The organism is Enterobacter sp. PL_is379, from assembly GCF_055817355.1.
The window spans coordinates 81177-103968 of record NZ_JBVPGT010000025.1; the positions used below are offsets into that span (position 1 = coordinate 81177).

The window sequence follows — 22792 nt, forward strand, 5'->3', positions numbered from 1 at the left end:
TATTGGATAAGAAAATTTGACATCCACCTGTCGCACGCAATTGTATAGACAAGCAAATACAAGAACACAAAAACAACATAAGATCGGAGTGGAGCGTATGGCGTATTCAGGTAAGGTGGATATTCAGCAGGTGATCGACGACAGTCGCTTTTCAGGGTTTCACTGGCTGCTCATTGTGCTGGGCTTTCTGGTTCTGGCGATCGATGGCTTTGATACGGCAGCGATGGGTTACATCGCGCCTACGCTGTCGGCAGAATGGGGGATACACAAACAGGATCTGGGGCCGGTGCTGAGCGCAGCGCTGCTGGGGCTGTCGTTGGGCGCGCTGATCGCAGGTCCGGTATCGGACCGGATGGGGCGCAAGCGGGTGCTGGTCTTTTCGTGTCTGTTCTTCGGCCTGGCAAGCCTGGGCACGGCCTGGGCGCAAAGCCTCAATACCCTGACGCTGTGGCGCTTTCTGACGGGCCTGGGGCTCGGCGCCGCCATGCCGAACGCCATTACGCTGATCTCCGAGTTTGCCCCCCAGCGCTGCCGCGCCATGGCAATTAATACCATGTACTGCGGCTTCCCTCTGGGTGCGGCGGGCGGCGGCGCGATCTCGTCCTGGCTTATCCCCCACCACGGCTGGCGAAGCGTGCTGCTGACCGGCGCGATTGCGCCGCTGATTTTAACGCTGCTGCTGGCGCTGTTTTTACCGGAGTCCGTGAAGTTTCTGGTGCAGCGCGGGAGAGACGTCATGCAGGTCCGCCGCATTGCCAGCCGGTTTGCCCGCGGCACGCTGGAGAGCGTCACGGGCTTTTTCCTGGCGGAGGAGAAAATCGCGTCTAAAAAAGGGAGCGTGTCGCAGCTGTTTTCCATGCCCTGGCTGCCCGGCACCCTGATGCTGTGGGTGACCTACTTTATGGGGCTGGTCATCTACTACGTTCTGCTAAGCTGGATGCCGACGCTGATGCAGGGGATGGGTTATGCGCTGGCGGAATCCGCCTGGCTCACCTCGCTGTTCACCTTCGGCGGCACCGCCGGCATCCTGCTTGCAGGTTGGATGATGGACCGCTGGGAAGCGCACAGGGTGGTTGCGTGTGGTTTCGTGCTAACGATGGGCCTTATTCTTTTGCTCGGCATTGAGCATAACCATATCGCCCTGTTTGGCGGGTTGATTTTCCTGATGGGGATCGCGATGAACGGCGCGCAGTCGGGCATGCAAACCCTGGCCGCCACCTTTTACCCTACCGAGTGCCGCGCGACGGGTATCGCCTGGATGCAGGGGATCGGCCGCTTTGGTGGCGTGGCGGGAACCATGACCAGCGCGCAGCTTCTTTCGATGCAGTGGCAGGCAGACAGTATTTTAATGATCCTCAGCGTGCCCGCCCTGGTGGCCGCTGCGGCAACCGTCTACAAAATGCTGTACAGCCGCTCGCAGGAACCCGGCGTCGCGTAGTTCCTCTCTTTTCTGCTATTCTGCCCCCGCAATTAAGGGGGCAGCATGCTTAACATCGTTTTATTCGAACCAGAAATTCCGCCAAATACCGGCAATATCATCCGCCTGTGTGCCAACACCGGTTTTCGTCTGCACATCATTGAGCCGATGGGCTTTACGTGGGACGACAAACGTCTGCGTCGCGCAGGGCTGGATTATCATGAATTTACCGCCGTCGTTCGCCACCACGATTACGCCGCGTTTCTGGAAGCCGAGCAGCCGCAGCGCATGTTCGCCCTGACTACCAAAGGCACGCCAGCACATAGCGCCGTAAGCTATCAGGCAGGTGACTATCTGATGTTTGGCCCGGAAACCCGCGGCCTGCCGGCCACGATCCTGGATGCCCTGCCCGCCGAGCAGAAAATCCGTATTCCGATGATGCCGGACAGCCGCAGCATGAACCTGTCGAACGCGGTGTCGGTCGTGGTGTATGAAGCATGGCGCCAGCTGGGTTACCCGGGCGCCATTCTCAGAAGTTAAATGCCGTCACCATACTCAAACGTATGGTGAATACCGTTGAAGTGCTGATCCATGTCCATGGACGGCTTATCGCTGTCTGGTTTACCGACGATGCGCGCCGGTACCCCAGCGGCGGTGGTATGCGGTGGCACAGGCTGGAGCACCACGGAGCCTGCGCCGATCTTCGCGCCGCGCCCGACTTCAATATTGCCGAGGATTTTGGCACCCGCGCCAATCATCACCCCTTCACGAATTTTCGGATGGCGATCGCCGCTGGTTTTACCGGTACCGCCCAGGGTAACCGACTGCAGGATCGAGACGTCATCTTCAATCACCGCCGTTTCCCCGACGACAATCCCGGTGGCGTGGTCGAGCATGATCCCGCGGCCAATCTTTGCCGCCGGGTGAATATCGACCTGGAAGGTCACGGAAACCTGGTTTTGCAGGAAGATCGCCAGCGCGCGGCGGCCTTCATTCCACAACCAGTGGCCGATGCGGTAAGCCTGCAGGGCGTGGAAGCCTTTCAGGTACAGCAGCGGCGTAGAATATTTATCGACCGCCGGGTCACGCGTGCGCACGGCCTGAATATCGCAGGCGGCAGAGGCGATCATTTCCGGGTCTGCGGCATAAGCCTCTTCCACCACTTCACGAATGGCGATAGCTGGCATGATCGAGGAAGCCAGCTTGTTGGCGAGCATATAGCTCAGCGCGCTGCCAAGATTTTCGTGCTTGAGTAGCGTTGCGTGGTAGAAACTGGCCAGCATAGGCTCACAGTCGGCCAGCGCCCGGGCTTCGGCTTTAATATTGTTCCAGACGATATCCAGTTCTTCACACGGCATTGCTTACTCCAGACGATAGTTAATGACCAGCCAGTTCTGCGCTGGCTGGGTCATTCAGATGACAACGGTTCCGACTAGTTACTGCTACGCTCGTCCTTGCGCGCACGACCTAATAAGGTCAATGCTGCCTCGCGCGCATTTTTTCCGCAATACAATACCTGATAAATTTCCTCGGTTATTGGCATTTCGACACCGAAACGGTGTGCCAACTCGCGGACTTCTTTGGTATTGCGGTAGCCTTCAACCACCTGACCAATCTTCTCCTGCGCGCCTTTTACATCGCTGCCCTGTCCGAGCATCATGCCAAAGCGGCGGTTACGAGACTGGTTGTCGGTACAGGTCAGCACCAGGTCGCCCAGGCCTGCCATCCCCATAAAGGTGGCCGGATCGGCACCCAGCGCTTCGCCCAGGCGGGACATTTCGGTCAGCCCGCGGGTGATCAGCGCCGTACGCGCATTGGCACCAAAACCTATGCCGTCGGACATCCCGGCGCCAATCGCAATCACGTTCTTCACCGCCCCGCCCAGCTGCACGCCGATAAAATCGGGGTTGCTGTAGACGCGGAAGCTCTTGCCGCAGTGCAGCAATTGCTGGAGATCGTCGGAGAAGGCCTGGTCGGTTGAGGCCAGCGAAATCGCCGTCGGCAGGCCAGCGGCAAGCTCTTTGGCAAAGGTCGGGCCGGAGATGACCGCCAGCGGGATCTCATCACCCAGCGCTTCGCGGGCAACGTCCTGCAGCAGGCGTCCGGTTTCGGCTTCCAGTCCTTTTGTCGCCCAGACAATGCGCGCATCCGGGCGCATCAGCGGCTTAATCTGACGCAGTACGTCGCCAAATACATGGCTCGGAACCACAATCAGAATGTTGCGGCTGGCCGCCAGCGCGGTCGCAAGGTCGCTTTCAAGGTGCAGGGAGTCAGGGAACGGAACGTCCGGGAGAAACGCGACGTTGCAACGATCGCGCTGCAGCGTAGCGATATGTTTTGGGTCGTGGCCCCACAGGACCACGTCGTGACCATTTCTTGCCAGGGTGATGGCAAGAGCGGTGCCGTATGAGCCGGCACCGATCACAGTCATTGACGCATTAACAGTGCTCATCAGGCATCCTGATGTTGTTCAGCACCTTCGCCAGCCTGCTGCTGCAGATAGTTCATGAACAGCGCATCAAAGTTAACTGGCGCAAGGTTCAGTTGCGGGAATGTACCGCGAGAAACCAGGCTGGTGATGCATTCACGTGCATACGGGAACAGAATGTTCGGGCAGTACGCACCCAGGCAATGCGCCATCTGGTTGCCTTCGATACCGCCGATAGAGAAGATGCCGCCCTGCTGTACTTCACACAGGAATGCAGTTTCTTCGCCCAGAGACGCGGTAACGGTCACACGCAGCACGACTTCATACACGTCATCTGCCAGTTGGGTAGATGCAGTATCCAGATCAAGTTTAACCTCTGGCTGCCAATCTTTCTGGAAAACGTGTGGCGCATTTGGCGCTTCGAAAGAGACATCCTTGGTGTAGATACGCTGGATCTGGAAAGTCATTTCGGTGTTGTTTTGTTCTGACATGGAAATACCCTTTTTAATTGTCCTAAAGTCTCTTAGCTCAGCAGCGGATCGAGTCCACCACGGGCGTCGAGCGCATACAAGTCATCACAGCCGCCAATGTGCTGCGCATCAATAAAAATCTGTGGAACCGTCGTACGACCACTACGTTGGATCATCTCTTCGCGTTTAATCGCGTCACCGTCGATCGGCAGTTCCTGGAACGTGACGCCTTTGCTGTTCAGCAGCGCTTTCGCACGATGACAGAACGGGCACGTCGCTTTGGTATAGATCTCAATATGGGCCATGACTGAACTCCTTATTTACCGCGCACCAAAGGAAGATTTTCCCCGCTCCAGCCGGAAATACCTTCTTTCAGCACCGTTACGTTTTCGAAGCCTGCTTTATGAAGCGCGCTGGCAGATTCCTGTGCCTGCATGCCGGTCGCATCCACAACGATAATCGGCTGGGCTTTGTGTTTTTCAAGCTCACCGACGTTGTTCGCTTTGATTTCAGCTGGCAACAGGTTGATTGCGCCCGCAATGTGACCTTTGCGGAAATCGTCACGCTGACGCAGATCGACAACGACGGCATCTTCTTTGTTAATCAGACGCGTCGCTTCACCACGGGTGATAACCTTAATCTTAGACGTCAGGCTCTTAAATGTGGTGAACAGCACAGCAGCCAGCAGGCCAATCCACGCGATGCTCAGAACCGGATGGCGGCTAACGAATTGCATAATTTCTTGCATGGAGGGTAACTACTCCCGACTAAGTGATAAAAAAAACCAGGACAGGAGTATACCTGTGCGTTCTGGCAAATACAGCCAGCGACCCTAACCTAATCCATTTTCTGCGGCATGCCACCTAAAAAAATGCCTCAAAATGGTCTGGTCAGCACCTTGCCCCTGCGCTTTCTTTGATCTTCTGCGGCTATTTGATCGATTCAGCTGTAGTAAAATTACGCAAATTTTGACTCTTGAGCATGAGGTTGTCGCAATGTCGGTTTCTAAAAAACCTATGGTACTGGTGATTCTGGATGGCTATGGCTACCGTGAAGACAGCCAGGATAACGCTATTTTCAACGCCAAAACTCCGGTCATGGATGCCCTGTGGGCAAAACGTCCGCATACGCTGATTGACGCGTCTGGCCTGGAAGTGGGCCTGCCGGACCGCCAGATGGGCAACTCCGAAGTCGGTCACGTTAACCTGGGCGCCGGGCGTATTGTGTATCAGGATCTGACGCGTCTGGATGTTGAAATCAAAGAACGCACCTTCTTCTCCAACCCAACGCTGTCTGGCGCGGTTGATAAAGCCGTTGCCGCTGGCAAGGCCGTTCACATCATGGGCCTGCTCTCTGCAGGCGGCGTTCACAGCCACGAAGATCACATCATGGCGATGGTTGAGCTGGCCGCTGAACGCGGTGCGGAAAAAATCTATCTGCACGCCTTCCTGGACGGTCGCGACACGCCACCACGCAGTGCAGAAGGCTCCCTGAAAGCCTTCGAAGACAAATTCGCCGCGCTGGGTAAAGGCCGCGTTGCCTCCATCATTGGTCGTTACTACGCCATGGACCGCGACAACCGCTGGGATCGCGTTGAACAGGCCTATGACCTGCTGACCCTGGCAAAAGGGGAATTCCAGTTCGCGACCGCCGTTGAGGCCCTGGAAGCGGCTTATGCACGTGATGAAAATGACGAATTCGTGAAAGCGTCCGTAATCCGTGCTGAAGGCCAGGCTGATGCCGCCATGGAAGACGGCGATGCGCTGATCTTCATGAACTTCCGCGCTGACCGCGCGCGCGAAATCACCCGTGCGTTCGTCAACAGCGACTTCGACGGTTTTGCCCGTAAGAAAGTGGTGAAACTCGACTTCATCCAGTTGACCGAATACGCGGCAGACATCAAAGCCCCATGCGCGTATCCACCCGCCTCGCTGGCCAATACCTTCGGCGAGTGGATGGCGAAGAACGACAAAACGCAGCTGCGTATCTCTGAAACCGAGAAGTACGCGCACGTCACCTTCTTCTTTAACGGCGGCGTTGAAGAGCCGTTCAAAGGCGAAGACCGCATTCTGATCAACTCCCCGAAAGTGGCCACCTACGATCTGCAGCCAGAGATGAGCTCTGCAGAATTGACTGAAAAACTGGTTGCGGCCATCAAGAGCGGTAAGTACGACACCATCATCTGTAACTACCCGAACGGTGACATGGTCGGTCATACCGGGGTGATGGAAGCGGCAGTGAAAGCGGTTGAAGCGCTGGACCACTGCGTTGAGCAGGTTGCGAAAGCGGTTGAATCCGTTGGCGGCCAGCTGCTGATCACCGCGGATCACGGAAACGCTGAACAGATGCGCGACCCGGCGACCGGCCAGGCGCACACGGCCCATACCAACCTGCCTGTTCCGCTGATTTATGTGGGTGATAAATCACTGAAAGCAGTGGAAGGCGGCAAGCTTTCTGACATCGCGCCAACCATGTTGTCGCTGATGGGGATGCCGATCCCTGAAGAGATGACTGGTAAGCCGCTGTTCATCGTGGAATAATCGCTCCCCATGAGGGGAAAGGCGATTTTTTCAATCACATGGGTCGTGAAGCCGCTTAGGTTATCAGTCAGACCTCTGTTTTACGCCAGCGCACTCAGCGCTGGCGTATTGCTGTGCGCCGCATCCGCCCATGCGGATGACCGCGACCAGCTGAAATCTATTCAGGCCGATATCGCCGCCAAAGAGCGTGCGGTGCGCCAGCAGCAGCAGCAGCGCTCCACCCTGCTCGCCCAGCTCAAGCAGCAGGAAGAGGCGATCTCCGCCGCCACGCGTAAACTCCGTGAAACGCAAAACACCCTCGCCCAGTTGAATAAACAGATCGACGAGATGAACGCGTCAATTGCCAAACTGGAGCGCCAGCGCGATGCGCAAGAGCGCAATCTTGCCGCACAGCTTGATGCCGCATTCCGCCAGGGTGAACATACCGGACTCCAGCTGATCCTCAGCGGCGAAGAGAGCCAGCGCGGCCAGCGCCTGCAGGCCTACTTTGGCTATCTCAACCAGGCGCGTCAGGAGACGATCGCGCAGCTGAAGCAGACGCGCGAAGAGGTCTCCACACAAAAAGCCGAGCTGGAAGAGAAGCAGAGCCAGCAGCAGACGCTGCTCTACGATCAGCAGGCCCAGCAGGCGAAGCTTGAGCAGGCTCGCAACGAACGTAAGAAAACCCTTTCCGGCCTTGAATCCTCCATTCAGGAAGGTCAAAGCCAGCTAAGCGAAATGCGCGCCAACGAATCCAAACTGCGTAACAGCATCGCCCGGGCAGAAGCGGCGGCGAAAGCGCGCGCCGAAAAAGAGGCTCGCGAGGCGCAGGCCGTTCGCGATAAGCAGCAGGAAGCGTCCCGCAAAGGGACCACCTACAAGCCAAGCGAGAGCGAACGTTCCCTGATGTCGCGTACCGGCGGTTTAGGCTCGCCTCGCGGTCAGGCTTTCTGGCCCGTTCGCGGTTCAATTCTGCATCGCTATGGCGAACAGCTGCAGGGTGAGCTACGTTGGAAAGGGATCGTTATCGGTGCGTCTGAAGGTAGCGAAGTGAAAGCCATTGCCGATGGCCGCGTGATTCTGGCCGACTGGCTGCAGGGTTACGGACTGGTGGTGGTGGTCGAACACGGTAAAGGTGATATGAGTCTTTACGGCTACAACCAGAGCGCGCTGGTCAGCGTCGGCACACAGGTGCGCGCCGGCCAACCCATCGCCCTTGTGGGCAGCAGTGGCGGTCAGGGCCGCCCGTCACTCTATTTCGAAATTCGTCGTCAGGGTCAGGCGGTCAATCCACAGCCGTGGTTGGGAAGATAAGTTTTGCTTCAATTTCGTCGAATCGTTTTCTCCGTCGTCAGCGCGCTGGCGCTGGCTGCACCGGTATACGCAGGTAAACTCGCTATCGTGATTGATGACTTCGGTTATCGTCCACACTATGAAAATCAGGTGCTGGCGATGCCGTCGGCCATCTCTGTCGCCGTCCTTCCGAATGCCCCTCACGCGCGTGAGATGGCGACCAAAGCCCACAGCAGCGGTCATCAGGTTCTCATCCACCTGCCCATGGCACCGCTCAGCAAGCAGCCGCTGGAAAAAGATACCCTGCGCCCGGATATGAGCAGCGAGGAGATCGAGCGCATCATCCGCGACGCCTACAACAAAGTGCCGTATGCCGTTGGTCTGAACAATCACATGGGTAGTGCGATGACCTCCAGCCTGTACGGGATGCTCAAAGTGATGCAGGCGCTGGAGCGTTATAACCTCTACTTCCTCGACAGCATGACCATCGGCAACAGCCAGGCGATGCGCGCCGCTCAGGGAACGGGCGTAAAGGTGATTAAGCGTAAGGTGTTCCTGGACGATACCCAGAACGAAGCTGATATTCGCGTGCAGTTCAATCGCGCGGTACAGCTGGCCCGCCGTTATGGCTCGGCCATTGCCATCGGTCACCCGCACCCGTCGACCGTCCGCGTCCTGCAACAAATGCTGCCGACCTTACCTGCCGATATCACGCTGGTACGCCCGAGCGATCTGCTGAACGAACCGCAGGTGGATACCTCTACGCCAAATTCTGCGCAGCCCGTCCCGACTACACCGCGTAATCCGTTCCGCGGCGTGAAGCGCTGTGTACCGAAGCAGCCGCCTGAACCGGTCTACGCGACCCGCTTCTTCTCCGTTATCGGAGACAGCATCAGTAACAGCACGCTGATGAAATACGTCCAGCAGCAGTGGCAGGGATGGGGTAAGAAAGCCTGACGATAAAAAAGCCACCGTCATGGTGGCTTTTTTATCACTTCAGTTCGAAAGTGCCATCAAGGATCTGGCTATATATTGTCGGCTGGCCGTTGTTTGAAGTACGGTAAGACCCTTTATAAGACAATTTATAGATGCCTATAGGGTCTTCCATAAATTTCTGTTGTAGTTCAAGTGAGAAATGCTCATTCATGCTATTTTTTAGTAAAAAACGATTTTCACCGAGCACAGGCGGAGATAAAATAATCTTTCTTGAGTGGCTATCGTTTTCGAAATAATAACAAAAGATATAATCCATTAAAAAATAATCTATGATTTTATCATGCTTTTGCCAGTATTCTAAAAGTACATTCATTACATTACCGATTAAATAGCCATTTTTCTCGGAAACCAGAAAATATGTTGTCCAGAAACCTTTACTAATAGTCCCAGAGCAATCTGCTGGAGTGAAACGCAAAGAACAAAATGAGTAACTGGCAAGGTAGGAAGGTAAATCCTGAGCCATAAATATGGTAGAGTCAAGCCACACACCGCCATATTTATACAATAAGCAGCAACGTAATAAATCAGAGAAGTGAGCTTTACCGATCAATCCTGAATTATATTTCTCAATAATCACACCAGGTAGTGTGAGAAAATCCGAAAAATTATTTTCAGTAATAATTATAATCTCATATCCATTTGAGTGTTTATAAACAGAGTCGATACAGCGTTTAACCAACTCAGGCGCGCTATCGAGCCCCTGGAACCAGCAGATCCAGATGATGCGTGATTGTTCCGATTCAGTTAGTTGCGCAGCGTCAGGCTGAACATGCAGTTCATCAATAATGCTAAAAATTGTCTCTTTTTTCTTCCGCTCAAAATGGCTGGCCGCACGCTGAAAAAGAGAAAAACCCGTTTTTTTGTGCCAGCGTCGGGTTTTCTTGATGAGCTTATTCGTTGCATTGAGATTCATCATTTCACCTTAATAAATTCAGAATAGCTCTTTTAGCGTACGACGAAGCAGTTTCATTTTTAACTTAGCGTCTTTTTTACGCCCTCGTAATAAACAATTCATACGAGTCGATTTAAACCCACGAAAAGACATGAGCTGGAACAAGTTATTACTGCGAGTAACTTCAGACATGTACTGTCGATATTTAAAATAGAGCTTACGGTACGCATTGTATTTTTTAACTTGCGACGTAATCCGATCGCTCCCGTGTTCAGCATCTACCATCGCCGTACTGAAACTGTACTTGATACCTGGACCATATTTCAGAATTAATTTAATCCAGACGTCGCGATCTTGCTGTTGTTTAATTTCAGGAGAAAATCCGCCTACCCCTAATAGTTTTTCTTTAGTGGTCAAGACCTGATTGCCCACCACGTTTTCGCACAAAATATCCTGTAGCGCAATTATCCTTTTATCATCAGTATCCGGATAAGTGCGGTGGGTCTTATCCAGCCGGGCGGGGGTATCCGTCACAAAGGCATACTTATCATCATACCGCTTAGCGAGTTTCGTCAGACGTTCTGGCAGGAAATAATCGTCATCATCCAGCCCCGTCACAAACACGCCGTGCGATAGCGCATAACCCCGGTTACGGCTGAAGTTAGAACCGCTGTTCTTTTCGTTACGTTCGTAGATGAAATGCACAAAACGCGCTTCACACTCCGCACGCATACGCTCTATAAGTTGAGCGGTTTGATCATTAGAACAATCATCAACAATAACCAATTCTACCGCAGGGTATGTCTGAGCAATAACTGAACGAATTGCGCGCTCCAGCAACGCCTCTCTGTTGTAGGTGGTGATGATTACTGAAATCAGTTCGTTCATGGCATGCTCGTCTGGTAAAAGGTATTTCTCCATCGGGAGAATACCTTTTTCCCGATGGAGAATCAAAACGATTACTTAATGACCTTATGGTGTTTGTTCTGTTCAAGGAAAACAATCGACATTATCAACGTCAGCATCCAGGCTACAGGGGTTGTTTTTGAATAGAACATCACGCCACCTACTCCGAACATAACAATCGAGACCAGGAAAGCGAAAAGAATAATACTTTTACGGATACGTAATGCATACCAGCCAAGCGATATAACAAACAGAATATAGAGAATAACGCCTGAAGGACCTTTTACAGAAAGGGTTTCAACAATTTCATTATGAAGATGACCACGAATGTGATCCAGTGCACCTGACAGGCTTGGATCTTTATTAACTTCATCAATTATCTTTGCGTTTCGCTCATCAGTAGACTGCCATAAATAACTATTTTTAGATGCAGCTAATCCCACCTTCCACATAGCAAAACGAGCCCCAACAGAAGTGGCACTGTTCGCTTTATCATAGGAAGCGATGTCATTATTAAAGTCATTATAACGCTGTGTCAGACTGTCTTTCATCATAAATGCGCCTGCCAGCAAAGCGATCAGAAAAACAGACACCCCCTTCCACGGAATATGCTTGTCCCGGTACAGCTTAAACACCATCAAGCCGAAGAAAATAATCGGATAGGTCAAAATAGCTGCCCGCGTTTCTGTCGCCACCAGTACCAGGAAGGTAATAAAGAAGTGCGCGAGTATAAACAGCTCTTTCCATCGACTTGAACTGTGTTGTAGCACCAGAATCGTATAGAACGAGATAAACGCAATGGTATAGGCAGCTCCTGTTGCATCAGCTCCACCAGCAAGGGAGAGCGTTACCCTTTGGTTTTCAAGAAACAGGTGTTGGTACCCGGCGTAGACAACAATCATCACCTGCAATGCGATAGCCAGCAGCATATGAATCTTATTGCTACCTACTTTGAGCTGATTACGGTTCACAAACACGAAGATGGAAAATGCTCCGAACAGGCAGATTTTCCCGACTTCAAGATAAGCGCGATATGAGTTGATCGCCGCACTATCAACCTTATACATTCGGTACCAGACCAGATCGCAAATCCCGATGATCAACAGGACCAGACAAAGCCAGAATGCATCATTCTTTCTGAAATTTTTAATATCCAACAAGAAAATAACGAATGCGGTAACACCCGCCAGGCCCAAAATTTTGGCAGATAAATTGGGTGAAACAACTACGCAACCAAAAGCGATAGCACACAGTCCAAAGAGTAATTGCAACAACGCAAACTGGACCTTATCTCGTTCTACATTAATCATCATTATTCCATTTACTAAGAAGGTAAAGCAGGCTAGCACACTGCTAAATGCAAGTTTATCGCACCAGTGTTAACGAATATTACGCCAGTCATAGGACTTCCCGGTCGTGTCCAGCACGGAAACGTTCTTATTGTAACCGGTAAGCCAGGACTGTACCGACTGGACAGGCTCCCCCTGGCGATGGATCCCAAGCCACAGCTCTGCCAGCGTATTAATATCATCAGCTGACCATACGGTATTGTAATCTCCGGTATATTGCTTACCAGAATCCACCTGATGTCCGTACCAGATAAACACCGGGATATGCAGTGCCTCTCGCGGAGGATTAACGTTACCGTGGGAGTAAGCGACTGCACGTTTCGGATCGCGAATGAGGCCATGATCGGAGAAATACATGACGGATGAGCGCGAGTTTTCCAGAAGGCTAAAGACCTTGCCCATCAACGTATCCGTATATCGCACAGAGTTGTCATAACAGTCATCGGCTTCATTATCACCGTGCAAAACCGCCTGGCTGGCAGGGAAGCGTCGACAGGAAGGTTCGTGACTTCCGTACAAATGCAGAACAATTAATTTCTTGCCCGGCGCTTTAAGCGCATTCTGCAACAGCGGCAAAAGGTCTTCGTCGTAGCCCCCGTCAATCCATTCATGCTGTTTCGTGTTCAGAGCAATGCCGGTAATGACGTTATTATGCGCCCCTCCTTTACCCTGACGACTAAACCAGTACGTATCATATCCCGCTTTATTAGCGATATTGATGACGTTATCGCCATACTTACGCGGATCGCGTGCATTCACAGTATCCGCGGTTAACGCCAGCGGTACCGCCATAATCGTGACCGGTGCAGGCGTAACGGCATTGCGGAACAGTAAGAGCTGCGATTTTTGCTTTTCCAGCTCTGGAGTAGTATCTCGTTGATAACCATAGATACTCATATTTGCCGTACGCTCAGACTCACCAATGATCAGCACATAGTTTTCGATGCCGGTATCGGATAACGTGATTTTATAATCAGGAATATTTTTGCCGATATTGGCCACCACGGCATTATCTTCAATGGCCTGCATAAAGACTTTTGATGTGCTAACAGGCGTCGCCTGAACCACGCGCTGTGCCAGGCTTTCGACGCTGCTTTTCCTGAGTTGATGCTGCAAGGCCTGACCATAAAAAGCCAGCAGCGTGACGGCAAGCGCAACGGCGGGCCAGCGACGAAAACGCGGCGCGACAGGCCATTTGCCGGTATTCGCGGTATAAATGAACAACGCGGACAGGGCGATAAAGATCAGGCAATCGCGCCAGTACAAACCGAGCATCGAACTTGCTTCACCCGGTGTCGTATTGAGTACGCTCAGCGCAAAACCATAACTAAACGCAGAATTGAAATTACTCCAGGCGTATAGCTGTAAAGTAATATCTGCTGCAACCGGAATTAATAAAATAATCGCCAGTACATTCCTGATTAATTTATTGTTTATACATTTTAATGTCAGCAATATCAGCGCGAAAACCAACGTGCGGTTAATCACCGCATTATATTTAGCATGTATAATATTAACGCCAATGACTATTAGCAGAGAAATAACGACAGTAAAGAAAGCGGTAAATCGCGAAGGTGTCTCAACCAACTTCTGTGAAAACAGTGTGGACATAATGACCTAATTAGCCTGGCAATATCTTTCCTGACGAAATCATTTTGATTGCAAGAATGAACGTGCGGAGAAGACAGAATGGATGAAATTTCGCCAGAAGTTAACAAGTAACTTCTGGAAAGTCAAACCGCTAAGAAAGAGCGCTGGCACCCGTAAAAGCGATGCCAGCAGACAGGTTACTCCCAGCTCAGGATCACCTTCCCTGACTGGCCGGAACGCATCGCGTCAAAGCCCTGCTGGAACTCATCGATGGAGAAACGGTGAGTAATAATCGGGGACAGATCCAGACCGGACTGAATTAATGCCGCCATCTTGTACCAGGTCTCAAACATCTCGCGGCCATAGATACCCTTGATGAACAGCCCCTTGAAGATCACTTTATTCCAGTCGATAGACATATCTGACGGCGGTATGCCCAGCATCGCGATACGACCGCCGTGGTTCATGGTGTCGAGCATGGTGCGGAACGCCGGCGGTGCACCGGACATCTCCAGGCCCACGTCAAAGCCTTCGGTCATGCCCAGCTCTTCCATCACGTCGGTCAGGCTCTCTTTCGAGACATCCACTGCGCGGGTGACCCCCATTTTGCGCGCCAGAGACAGACGGTATTCGTTCACGTCGGTGATCACAACGTTGCGCGCCCCCACATGCTTCGCCACGGCGGCCGCCATAATGCCGATTGGGCCCGCGCCGGAGACCAGCACGTCTTCACCGACCAGGTCGAAGGAGAGCGCGGTGTGTACCGCGTTGCCGAACGGATCGAAGATGGAGGCCAGATCGTCAGAAATATTGTCCGGGATTTTGAAGGCGTTAAAGGCCGGGATCACCAGGTATTCCGCGAAGCAGCCCGGACGGTTCACGCCCACGCCGATGGTATTACGGCACAGGTGCGTACGTCCGCCGCGGCAGTTACGGCAGTGACCACAGGTAATATGGCCTTCACCGGAGACGCGGTCGCCAATTTTGAAACCTTTTACTTCCTGGCCGATGCCCACCACTTCGCCGACATATTCGTGACCGACAACCATCGGTACCGGAATGGTTTTCTGCGACCACTGGTCCCAGTTGTAGATGTGAACGTCAGTACCGCAGATAGCCGTTTTACGAATTTTGATCAGCAGATCGTTATGACCGACTTCCGGTTCCGGCACGTCGGTCATCCAAATCCCTTCTTCCGCTTTCAGTTTGGATAACGCTTTCATCACACGTCCTCAGGCAATGACGCCCAGCTGTTTGCCGATGCGGGTAAAGGCTTCCACCGCACGTTCAATTTGTTCAGGCGTATGCGCCGCAGACATCTGGGTGCGGATACGCGCCTGACCTTTTGGCACCACCGGGAAGAAGAACCCGGTGACGTAAATACCTTCTTTCTGCAGTTCGCGGGCAAATTGCTGCGCGACGACCGCATCACCCAGCATCACCGGAATGATCGCGTGGTCAGCACCGGCCAGGGTGAAACCTGCGGCGCTCATTTTTTCACGGAACAGACGGGCGTTGGACCACAGACGGTCGCGCAGCTCAGCGCCAGACTCCACCATCTCCAGCACTTTGATGGAGGCGGCAACAATCGCCGGCGCCAGGGAGTTGGAGAACAGATACGGGCGAGAGCGCTGGCGCAGCCACTCAACCACCTCTTTACGCGCGGCGGTATAGCCGCCGGACGCGCCGCCGAGCGCTTTGCCCAGCGTACCGGTGATGATGTCCACGCGGCCCATCACGTCGCAGTACTCGTGGGAACCACGGCCGTTTTCGCCAACAAAGCCGACCGCGTGAGAGTCATCGACCATCACCAGCGCGTCGTATTTGTCTGCCAGGTCGCACACGCCCTTCAGGTTAGCGATCACACCGTCCATGGAGAACACGCCGTCGGTGGCGATCAGCACGTGGCGGGCACCCGCTTCACGAGCCTCTTTCAGGCGTGCTTCCAGCTCAACCATGTCGTTGTTGGCGTAGCGGAAACGCTTCGCTTTACACAGGCGTACGCCGTCGATGATGGAGGCGTGGTTCAGGGCGTCGGAGATAATCGCATCTTCTGCGCCGAGCAGGGTCTCAAACAGACCGCCGTTGGCATCGAAGCAGGAGGAGTACAGAATCGCGTCTTCCATTCCGAGGAAGCTCGCCAGCTTTTGCTCAAGCTGCTTGTGGCTGTCCTGGGTACCGCAGATAAAGCGTACGGAGGCCATGCCGAAACCGTGGGTGTCCATGCCGTTTTTTGCAGCGGCAATCAGCTCAGGATGATTCGCAAGACCTAAGTAGTTGTTCGCACAAAAGTTAATCACATGGCTGCCGTCGGCAACGGTGATGTCCGCCTGCTGGGCAGACGTGATAATACGCTCTTCCTTGAACAACCCTTCCGCACGTGCGGTGTCGAGGTCGCTGTTTAACTGTTTGTAAAAATCACCACGCATTGCAATTCTCCAGACTCGGCAAATTTCGGGACATATTACCCAAACCTATAGTTCATGACGAGATGACACGTCATCTCTTATCGTTTTTGCAGCATAAATCACGCGTACCCCTGCGCTGTGAAGGTGAATGGCTGAAGGGCAGCCATACTAATGATATGATAGAGACATTAGCGTCCGGGATTGTCCCCGGGCTCCACACTTCAAAGGTTACAGTTATGATCATCGTTACCGGCGGCGCAGGCTTTATCGGCAGTAATATTGTTAAGGCTCTCAATGACAAAGGCATCACCGACATCCTGGTGGTTGACAACCTGAAAGATGGCACTAAGTTCGTCAACCTGGTGGATCTGAACATCGCTGACTACATGGATAAAGAAGACTTCCTTATCCAGATTATGGCAGGCGAAGAGTTCGGCGAGATCGAAGCCATCTTCCACGAAGGTGCGTGTTCTTCCACCACCGAGTGGGATGGTAAGTACATGATGGACAACAACTATCAGTACTCTAAAGAGATCCTGCACTACTGCCTGGAGCGTGAGATTCCGTTCCTGTACGCCTCCTCCGCGGCAACCTACGGCGGCCGCACCTCGGACTTCATCGAATCCCGCGAATATGAGCAGCCGCTGAACGTCTACGGTTATTCTAAATTCCTGTTCGACGAGTACGTACGTCAGGTTCTGCCGGAAGCGAACTCGCAGATCGTCGGTTTCCGTTACTTCAACGTCTACGGACCGCGTGAAGGCCACAAAGGCAGCATGGCGAGCGTGGCGTTCCACCTGAACACCCAACTGAATAACGGTGAAAGCCCGAAACTGTTCGAAGGCAGCGACGGTTTTAAGCGCGACTTCGTTTACGTGGGCGACGTGGCGGCCGTAAACCTGTGGTTCTGGGAAAACGGCGTGTCCGGTATCTTCAACCTCGGTACCGGCCGTGCGGAATCCTTCCAGGCAGTGGCTGACGCCACGCTGGCGTATCACAAAAAAGGCAGCATCGAGTACATTCCGTTCCCGGAAAAACTGAAAGGCCGTTATCAGGCGTTCACGCAGGCCGATCTGACCAACCTGCGCGCCGCAGGCTACGACAAGCCGTTCAAGACCGTTGCCGAAGGCGTAACGGAATATATGGCCTGGCTGAACCGCGACGCGTAAGTATGAGAATTCTGGTGATCGGCCCGTCATGGGTGGGCGACATGATGATGTCGCAAAGTCTCTATCGCACGCTCAAGGCGCGTTATCCCCAGGCGATAATCGACGTGATGGCACCCGCATGGTGCCGTCCGCTGTTATCGCGTATGCCGGAAGTGAATGAAGCCATCCCGATGCCACTCGGCCACGGGGCGCTGGAAATCGGCGAACGCCGCAAGCTCGGTCATAGCCTGCGCGAGAAGCGCTACGATCGCGCGTATGTCCTGCCAAACTCCTTTAAATCCGCCCTGGTGCCCTTCTTTGCGGGCATCCCACATCGCACCGGCTGGCGCGGTGAAATGCGCTACGGTCTGCTGAACGATGCGCGGGAGCTGGATAAAGAAGCCTGGCCGCTGATGGTGGAGCGCTATGTGGCGCTGGCCTATGACAAAGGCGTGATGCGCAGCGCGAAAGATCTGCCGCAGCCGCTGCTCTGGCCACAGCTTCAGGTTAACGATGGTGAAAAATCCCAGACCTGTAACGCGTTTGGTCTTTCGTCTGAACGCCCGATGATTGGCTTCTGCCCAGGCGCCGAGTTCGGCCCGGCAAAACGCTGGCCGCACTATCACTATGCGGAGCTGGCGAAACAGCTGATTGACGAAGGCTACCAGATTGTCCTGTTTGGTTCGGCAAAAGATCACGAGGCTGGCAACGAAATTCTCGCGACGCTGAGCAACGAGCAGCAGGCCTGGTGCCGCAATCTGGCAGGAGAAACGCAGCTTGAACAAGCTGTTATCCTGATTGCCGCCTGTAAAGCGGTGGTCACTAACGACTCTGGCCTGATGCACGTCGCCGCTGCGCTCAACCGCCCACTGGTGGCGCTGTATGGCCCAAGTAGCCCGGACTTCACGCCCCCGCTTTCTCATAAAGCGCGCGTCATCCGCCTGATCACCGGCTACCACAAAGTGCGCAAAGGCGATGCCGCAGAAGGCTACCATCAGAGCCTGATCGACATTACGCCAGCGCGCGTTCTCGAAGAGCTTAACGAGCTGCTGTTGAGCGAAGAAGGATAACGAATGCGGGTACTGATCGTTAAAACTTCTTCGATGGGCGATGTTCTGCATACGCTGCCGTCACTGACGGACGCCATGCGGGCCATTCCCGGCATTCGCTTTGACTGGGTGGTGGAGGAAGGCTTCGCGCAGATCCCCACCTGGCATGAAGCGGTTGACCGCGTGATCCCGGTGGCGATTCGCCGCTGGCGCAAAGCGTGGTTCTCCGCGCCGATTAAAGCCGAACGCAAAGCCTTCCGTGAGGCGGTGCAGGCACAGCGTTACGACGCCATCATCGACGCCCAGGGGCTGGTGAAAAGCGCCGCGCTGGTAACGCGTCTGGCACACGGCGTAAAGCACGGGATGGACTGGCACAGCGCCCGCGAACCGCTGGCGAGCCTGTTTTATAACCGTCGTCATCACATCGCAAAGCAACAGCATGCGGTGGAACGTACCCGCGAGCTGTTTGCCAAAAGCCTGGGCTATGCGAAACCGGAAACCCAGGGCGACTATGCAATTTCCCGGCATTTCCTGCACGCCTCATCGCAGAAAAGCGACCCTTATTTGATTTTCCTTCACGCGACAACCCGCGATGACAAGCACTGGCCGGAAGCGTACTGGCGCGAACTGATCGGCCTGCTGGCAAGCGCGGGGCTGCGTATTAAACTCCCGTGGGGCGCACCGCACGAAGAGGCACGGGCCAAACGTCTGGCAGAAGGGTTTGATTACGTGGACGTTCTGCCACGCATGAAACTTGACGGCGTCGCTCAGGCGCTGGCAGGCGCTACGGCTGTGGTCTCCGTGGATACGGGCCTCAGCCACCTGACGGCGGCGCTGGACCGTCCTAACATCACGCTTTACGGCCCAACGGACCCGGGCCTGATCGGCGGCTATGGAAAAAATCAGTATATCTGCCGCCCGGAACACTCATCGCAGCTGAGCGATCTCAGCGCCGCTGCGGTATTTGCGCAATTAGAGCCTTTGCTGGCAGCAGAGAGAGCCTATGTCTGATTTTTTCTCAGCGGAGCGCCCGCCAAAGCGCGTGCTGATTATTAAGCTGCGTCACCACGGTGACGTTCTGCTTACCTCGCCGGTTTTTACCGTGCTGAAAAAGAACTGGCCCAACGTGGAGGTCGACGCGCTGGTCTATGACGACACGCAGGCGATGCTGACCAGCCACCCGCATATCGACCAGGTCCATACTATTGGGCGCAACTGGCGCAAAAAGGGGTGGTTCGAACAATTCCGCCTTTACCGCGCCCTGCTGAATACCCTGAAAGGCCGTCAGTATGACGTGCTGATTAATCTGACCGAACACTGGCACGGCGCGCGCCTGGCGCGTCGCCTGAAACCGCGCGTCTCCGTCGGCTTTAAGCCGGATAAACGCGGGGGCCTGGCGCGTCGTCGCTGGGTGAAGTCGTTCACCACGCTCTACCCGGCGATTCAGGACAACAGCCGCCATATGGTGGAGGTCAATCTTGACGCCCTGCGCCGGATCGGTATTCATCCCCAGTCCGACGAAGACAAGCATACGCTTTTTGTGCCTGGTGACGCGGCAGAAGCCTCTGTGGCCGAAAAACTGGCCGGGTTTGGGCTCACGAGTAAATCCTACATTCTGGTTCACCCGACCTCGCGCTGGATGTTTAAGGCCTGGGATATCAAAAAGCTGGCAGCGACCATTGATAACCTGGCGGCGCGCGGCTTGCCAATTATCCTTTCCGCCGCACCGTCAAAAGAAGAGAAGGCCTACATGGACGAGCTGCGCGCTGCGCTCACCCAGCCGGTCTTTGATTTGAGCGGTCAGTTGAACCTGAAAGAACTGGGCGCGCTCATGAAGCACGCGCGGGTCTATTTCGGTGTGGACTCCATGCCGATGCACCTTGCAAGCGCCGTCGGTACCCCGACCGTCGCCATCTTTGGCCCTACCGGCGCCATCAAGTGGGCACCGTGGGGGGTGAACTATCGCGTAATCGTTGCCGGGTTTACCTGCCAGCCGTGCGGTAAAGCGGGCTGCGGAGACAGCGGTGTCTCAGACTGCATCACAGCCATCACCCCACAGCAGGTGCTGAGCGCCATCGACACGATGCTCCTGGAAAATCCTGCATGAAGCTGGCGATAGTCCGACAAACCTACAACCCCAACGGTGGTGCAGAACGTTTCGTCTCGCGCGCGCTTAACGTGCTGTCGCAGGACACGTCCCTGGACGTGACGCTGATTGCCCGCCAGTGGGAAGACGCCACCGGCTGGAAAACGCTGACGGTCAATCCGCCGTTCCGTAACCGTATCGCCCGTGAATCCGGCTTTGCCACCGAAGCCGCTTCGCATTTTGCGCAGTTTGATATTGTGCAAAGTCACGAGCGCATACCGGGAGCGACCATTTTCCGGGCCGGGGACGGGGTTCACGCCGCCTGGCTTGAGCAATATGGCCGCATCCTCTCGCCACTGGCGCGCTGGGCGCAATCTCTGAGCCGCTATCACCGCTACATTCTGCAGGCTGAGACGCAGATGTTTACCCATCCGCAGCTGCGCAAGGTGATCTGTAATTCGAAGATGGTGCGCGATGATATTGCCCGTCGCTTCGGGCTGTCGGAAGACAAGCTGACGGTGATCTACAACGGCGTAGACACCGTTCAGTTTAGCCCTGAGGTCCGCGCCCTTTCGCAGCGTGATGCACTGGGCATTCCCCGTAACGCACCGGTACTGGCGTATGTTGGGTCAGGTTTCAGCCGTAAAGGTGTTGCCACCGCGCTACGCGCCATTGTGCCGCATTCTGACGTCTGGCTGCTAATTGCCGGACGCGATAAACATGCGCGGAAGTTTGAAAAACTGGCACAGGCTCTGGGGGTTTCCTCACGCGTGAAGTTCCTGGGACCCGTTGCCAACGTGCGCGAAGTCTATGGGACGGCTGATGCTCTGATCCTGCCGACGCTTTACGATCCCTTCCCGAACGTCTGCGTGGAAGCGCTGGCCTGCGGTCTGCCGCTGCTTACCAGCCACGGCTGCGGTGCGGCGGAGTGGATAAACGAGGGTAAAAACGGCTGGGTGCGTGATGCGCTGGACAGCGAAGGCTACCAGCAGGCCATATCTCAATGGCTGAAAGGCCGTGAACAGGGTGTCGATTACTCCGCTGCTGCGCGTGCAACTGCAGAGCCCTTCACCCTGGACAGAATGGCGAAAGAGCTGCAGGCACTTTATCGCGATCTGCTGCGCTGAGCCGCATCGGAGAAGACCTTCTCCATCGCGTCCAGCATACATTCGCGGGTAAAATGTGTACTCAGATAGTCATACCCCTGTTGCGCGAGCGTCTCGCGAAGGGCTGAGTCGTCATAGAGTTTCATTATGGCATCGTGCAATGCGTTTTCGTCGCGCTGCGCGATTAAAATGCCCGTCTGCCCGTTAATCACCGCATCTCCCGTTCCACCGGCGTCCGTCGCAATAGTTGCAATACGGGTGGCTAATGATTGCAGTACGCCCTGTGGAACACCTTCCATATCGTGCGAAGGACTCAGCGCAATATCAAAGGCCGGAAACCAGCGTTCCGGATCGGGTTGATGTCCCGCCATGACCACGCGCTGCTGTAATCCCAGCGCGGCGATTTCCTGTTCCAGCGTCGCCTTGTGCGGGCCTTCGCCGACAATCGCCAGCTTGATGTGTGGATTGTCGATTTTCGCCAGGGCGCGCAACAGTACGCTATGGCCTTTGTTCGGGCGCAAATGCGACACCACGCCCAGCCAGAAATCGTCTCCGGACAGGCCACAATGCGCGCGGGCTTCGTGCTTATCTCCGGGGTGAAAACGCTGAGTATCGACACCGCTTGGCACCGAGGTACTCTGGGACATCGGCACGCCAATATTTGCCACCTGATGACGCAACGCCTCCCCCGTGGTCACGATATGCGCACAGGCCGTGCGGAACAGCCAGCGTGTCGTCCAGTTGTTGCGCGGTACGCCTGACGCATGACGGGTGCGGACCAGCGGCACAGGGTTGGCGAGCGTCAGATTCGCCAGCGCCACCAGCCATGTATCGGCAGAGTTGTGACTGTTGATAACGTCAATCGACTGACGGTTATCCTTCAGCCAGCGACGCAGCAACCGCAGATTTTTTAGGTTCTTGCGCTTCAACGGCATCGTGACAACCGTCAATCCGGCATTGCGCGCCAGCGCATGCAGCGGCGCGGTTTCCGGACAAAGGAGAGTAACCTGATGGCCACGCTGAATCATCCCAAGCGATTCGTTGATAATGCGCAGAGGCTGTCCGCCTTTGCCACCGTCTGCTTCAGTGTGAACAATATGCATACATTTCCTGTTAAGAATCTCGTCCGCGTGAC

The 22792-nt window shown here is 54.6% G+C and carries 22 protein-coding genes; 10 read left to right on the forward strand and 12 right to left on the reverse strand.

Annotated elements, in window-relative coordinates:
* The first annotated feature begins 97 nt into the window (after positions 1 to 97).
* Both AC0TOY_RS07095 and trmL read left to right on the forward strand, forming a co-directional pair.
* On the forward strand, positions 98 to 1438 hold the full coding sequence (locus tag AC0TOY_RS07095) for an MFS transporter (RefSeq protein WP_473721651.1): 1341 nt from the start codon (positions 98 to 100) through the stop codon (positions 1436 to 1438).
* 45 nt (positions 1439 to 1483) lie between these two features.
* Positions 1484 to 1957: a tRNA (uridine(34)/cytosine(34)/5-carboxymethylaminomethyluridine(34)-2'-O)-methyltransferase TrmL gene (trmL, locus tag AC0TOY_RS07100; protein WP_109845874.1), complete on the forward strand. Its 474-nt coding sequence runs from the start codon at positions 1484 to 1486 to the stop codon at positions 1955 to 1957.
* Here the strand turns inward: trmL and cysE are convergent.
* The 5 genes from cysE to AC0TOY_RS07125 form a co-directional block, all read right to left on the reverse strand.
* A complete protein-coding gene (cysE, locus tag AC0TOY_RS07105; protein ID WP_008502718.1) occupies positions 1954 to 2775 on the reverse strand; it encodes a serine O-acetyltransferase in 822 nt (273 codons plus the stop codon). The genes trmL and cysE overlap by 4 nt on opposite strands.
* Positions 2776 to 2849: 74 nt before the next feature.
* Positions 2850 to 3869: an NAD(P)H-dependent glycerol-3-phosphate dehydrogenase gene (gene gpsA, locus AC0TOY_RS07110; RefSeq protein ID WP_032650747.1), complete on the reverse strand. Its 1020-nt coding sequence runs from the start codon at positions 3867 to 3869 to the stop codon at positions 2850 to 2852.
* Entirely contained in the window at positions 3869 to 4336 is a 468-nt protein-coding gene (gene secB, locus AC0TOY_RS07115) for a protein-export chaperone SecB (protein WP_003860835.1), read from the reverse strand. Before secB ends, gpsA begins: the two co-directional genes overlap by 1 nt.
* A 32-nt stretch (positions 4337 to 4368) precedes the next feature.
* A complete protein-coding gene (grxC, locus tag AC0TOY_RS07120; protein ID WP_008502715.1) occupies positions 4369 to 4620 on the reverse strand; it encodes a glutaredoxin 3 in 252 nt (83 codons plus the stop codon).
* An 11-nt stretch (positions 4621 to 4631) separates the two neighbouring features.
* Positions 4632 to 5063 (reverse strand): rhodanese-like domain-containing protein, encoded by a 432-nt coding sequence (locus AC0TOY_RS07125; protein WP_023309913.1) that lies wholly within the window; start codon positions 5061 to 5063, stop codon positions 4632 to 4634.
* Between the two features lie 247 nt (positions 5064 to 5310).
* On the opposite strand from AC0TOY_RS07125, the gene gpmM reads away from it, so the two are divergent.
* From gpmM to AC0TOY_RS07140, 3 genes are read left to right on the forward strand one after another with little or no spacing between them, the layout of a single operon-like run.
* Positions 5311 to 6855 carry a 2,3-bisphosphoglycerate-independent phosphoglycerate mutase gene (gene gpmM, locus AC0TOY_RS07130; protein ID WP_090420381.1) on the forward strand — a complete coding sequence of 515 codons (1545 nt, stop codon included), beginning with the start codon at positions 5311 to 5313 and terminating at the stop codon, positions 6853 to 6855.
* 33 nt (positions 6856 to 6888) lie between these two features.
* A complete protein-coding gene (gene envC, locus AC0TOY_RS07135) occupies positions 6889 to 8148 on the forward strand; it encodes a murein hydrolase activator EnvC (RefSeq protein ID WP_024906610.1) in 1260 nt (419 codons plus the stop codon).
* 3 nt (positions 8149 to 8151) lie between these two features.
* Complete coding sequence (locus tag AC0TOY_RS07140; protein ID WP_473721652.1) at positions 8152 to 9084, forward strand: divergent polysaccharide deacetylase family protein; 933 nt, start codon at positions 8152 to 8154, stop codon at positions 9082 to 9084.
* 34 nt (positions 9085 to 9118) lie between these two features.
* On the opposite strand, the gene AC0TOY_RS07145 is transcribed toward AC0TOY_RS07140, so the two are convergent.
* The 6 genes from AC0TOY_RS07145 to kbl all read right to left on the reverse strand — a co-directional run bounded on the left by AC0TOY_RS07145 (position 9119) and on the right by kbl (position 16289).
* Positions 9119 to 10036: a capsular polysaccharide synthesis protein gene (locus AC0TOY_RS07145; RefSeq protein ID WP_473721653.1), complete on the reverse strand. Its 918-nt coding sequence runs from the start codon at positions 10034 to 10036 to the stop codon at positions 9119 to 9121.
* Between the two features lie 18 nt (positions 10037 to 10054).
* The gene (locus AC0TOY_RS07150; RefSeq protein WP_473721654.1) at positions 10055 to 10903 is read right to left on the reverse strand and encodes a glycosyltransferase; all 849 of its coding nucleotides are present in this window, start codon (positions 10901 to 10903) and stop codon (positions 10055 to 10057) included.
* A gap of 71 nt (positions 10904 to 10974) precedes the next feature.
* Positions 10975 to 12231, reverse strand: a complete 1257-nt coding sequence (locus AC0TOY_RS07155; RefSeq protein WP_048992820.1) for an O-antigen ligase family protein — start codon at positions 12229 to 12231, stop codon at positions 10975 to 10977.
* Between the two features lie 69 nt (positions 12232 to 12300).
* On the reverse strand, positions 12301 to 13881 hold the full coding sequence (locus AC0TOY_RS07160) for a phosphoethanolamine transferase family protein (protein ID WP_024906615.1): 1581 nt from the start codon (positions 13879 to 13881) through the stop codon (positions 12301 to 12303).
* 176 nt (positions 13882 to 14057) lie between these two features.
* A complete protein-coding gene (gene tdh / locus AC0TOY_RS07165) occupies positions 14058 to 15083 on the reverse strand; it encodes an L-threonine 3-dehydrogenase (protein WP_024906616.1) in 1026 nt (341 codons plus the stop codon).
* 9 nt (positions 15084 to 15092) lie between these two features.
* Complete coding sequence (kbl, locus tag AC0TOY_RS07170) at positions 15093 to 16289, reverse strand: glycine C-acetyltransferase (RefSeq protein WP_024906617.1); 1197 nt, start codon at positions 16287 to 16289, stop codon at positions 15093 to 15095.
* Between the two features lie 215 nt (positions 16290 to 16504).
* Here kbl and rfaD point away from each other — a divergent pair, with 215 nt between their 5' ends.
* The 5 genes from rfaD to AC0TOY_RS07195 are packed head-to-tail and all read left to right on the forward strand — an operon-like array spanning position 16505 to position 21678.
* Positions 16505 to 17437, forward strand: coding sequence for an ADP-glyceromanno-heptose 6-epimerase (rfaD, locus tag AC0TOY_RS07175; RefSeq protein WP_024906618.1), 933 nt, complete (start codon positions 16505 to 16507; stop codon positions 17435 to 17437).
* 2 nt (positions 17438 to 17439) lie between these two features.
* The gene (rfaF, locus tag AC0TOY_RS07180; protein ID WP_473721655.1) at positions 17440 to 18486 is read left to right on the forward strand and encodes an ADP-heptose--LPS heptosyltransferase RfaF; all 1047 of its coding nucleotides are present in this window, start codon (positions 17440 to 17442) and stop codon (positions 18484 to 18486) included.
* Positions 18487 to 18489: 3 nt separating this feature from the next.
* On the forward strand, positions 18490 to 19476 hold the full coding sequence (gene rfaC, locus AC0TOY_RS07185; RefSeq protein ID WP_024906620.1) for a lipopolysaccharide heptosyltransferase RfaC: 987 nt from the start codon (positions 18490 to 18492) through the stop codon (positions 19474 to 19476).
* Positions 19469 to 20572, forward strand: a complete 1104-nt coding sequence (gene rfaQ / locus AC0TOY_RS07190) for a putative lipopolysaccharide heptosyltransferase III (protein WP_473721656.1) — start codon at positions 19469 to 19471, stop codon at positions 20570 to 20572. The genes rfaC and rfaQ overlap by 8 nt, the downstream gene beginning before the upstream one ends.
* The gene (locus AC0TOY_RS07195) at positions 20569 to 21678 is read left to right on the forward strand and encodes a glycosyltransferase family 4 protein (RefSeq protein ID WP_090420366.1); all 1110 of its coding nucleotides are present in this window, start codon (positions 20569 to 20571) and stop codon (positions 21676 to 21678) included. Before rfaQ ends, AC0TOY_RS07195 begins: the two co-directional genes overlap by 4 nt.
* Here the strand turns inward: AC0TOY_RS07195 and AC0TOY_RS07200 are convergent.
* Positions 21657 to 22760: a glycosyltransferase family 4 protein gene (locus tag AC0TOY_RS07200; RefSeq protein ID WP_024906623.1), complete on the reverse strand. Its 1104-nt coding sequence runs from the start codon at positions 22758 to 22760 to the stop codon at positions 21657 to 21659. The two genes, AC0TOY_RS07195 and AC0TOY_RS07200, sit on opposite strands and share 22 nt — an antisense overlap.
* Positions 22761 to 22792 lie beyond the last annotated feature (32 nt).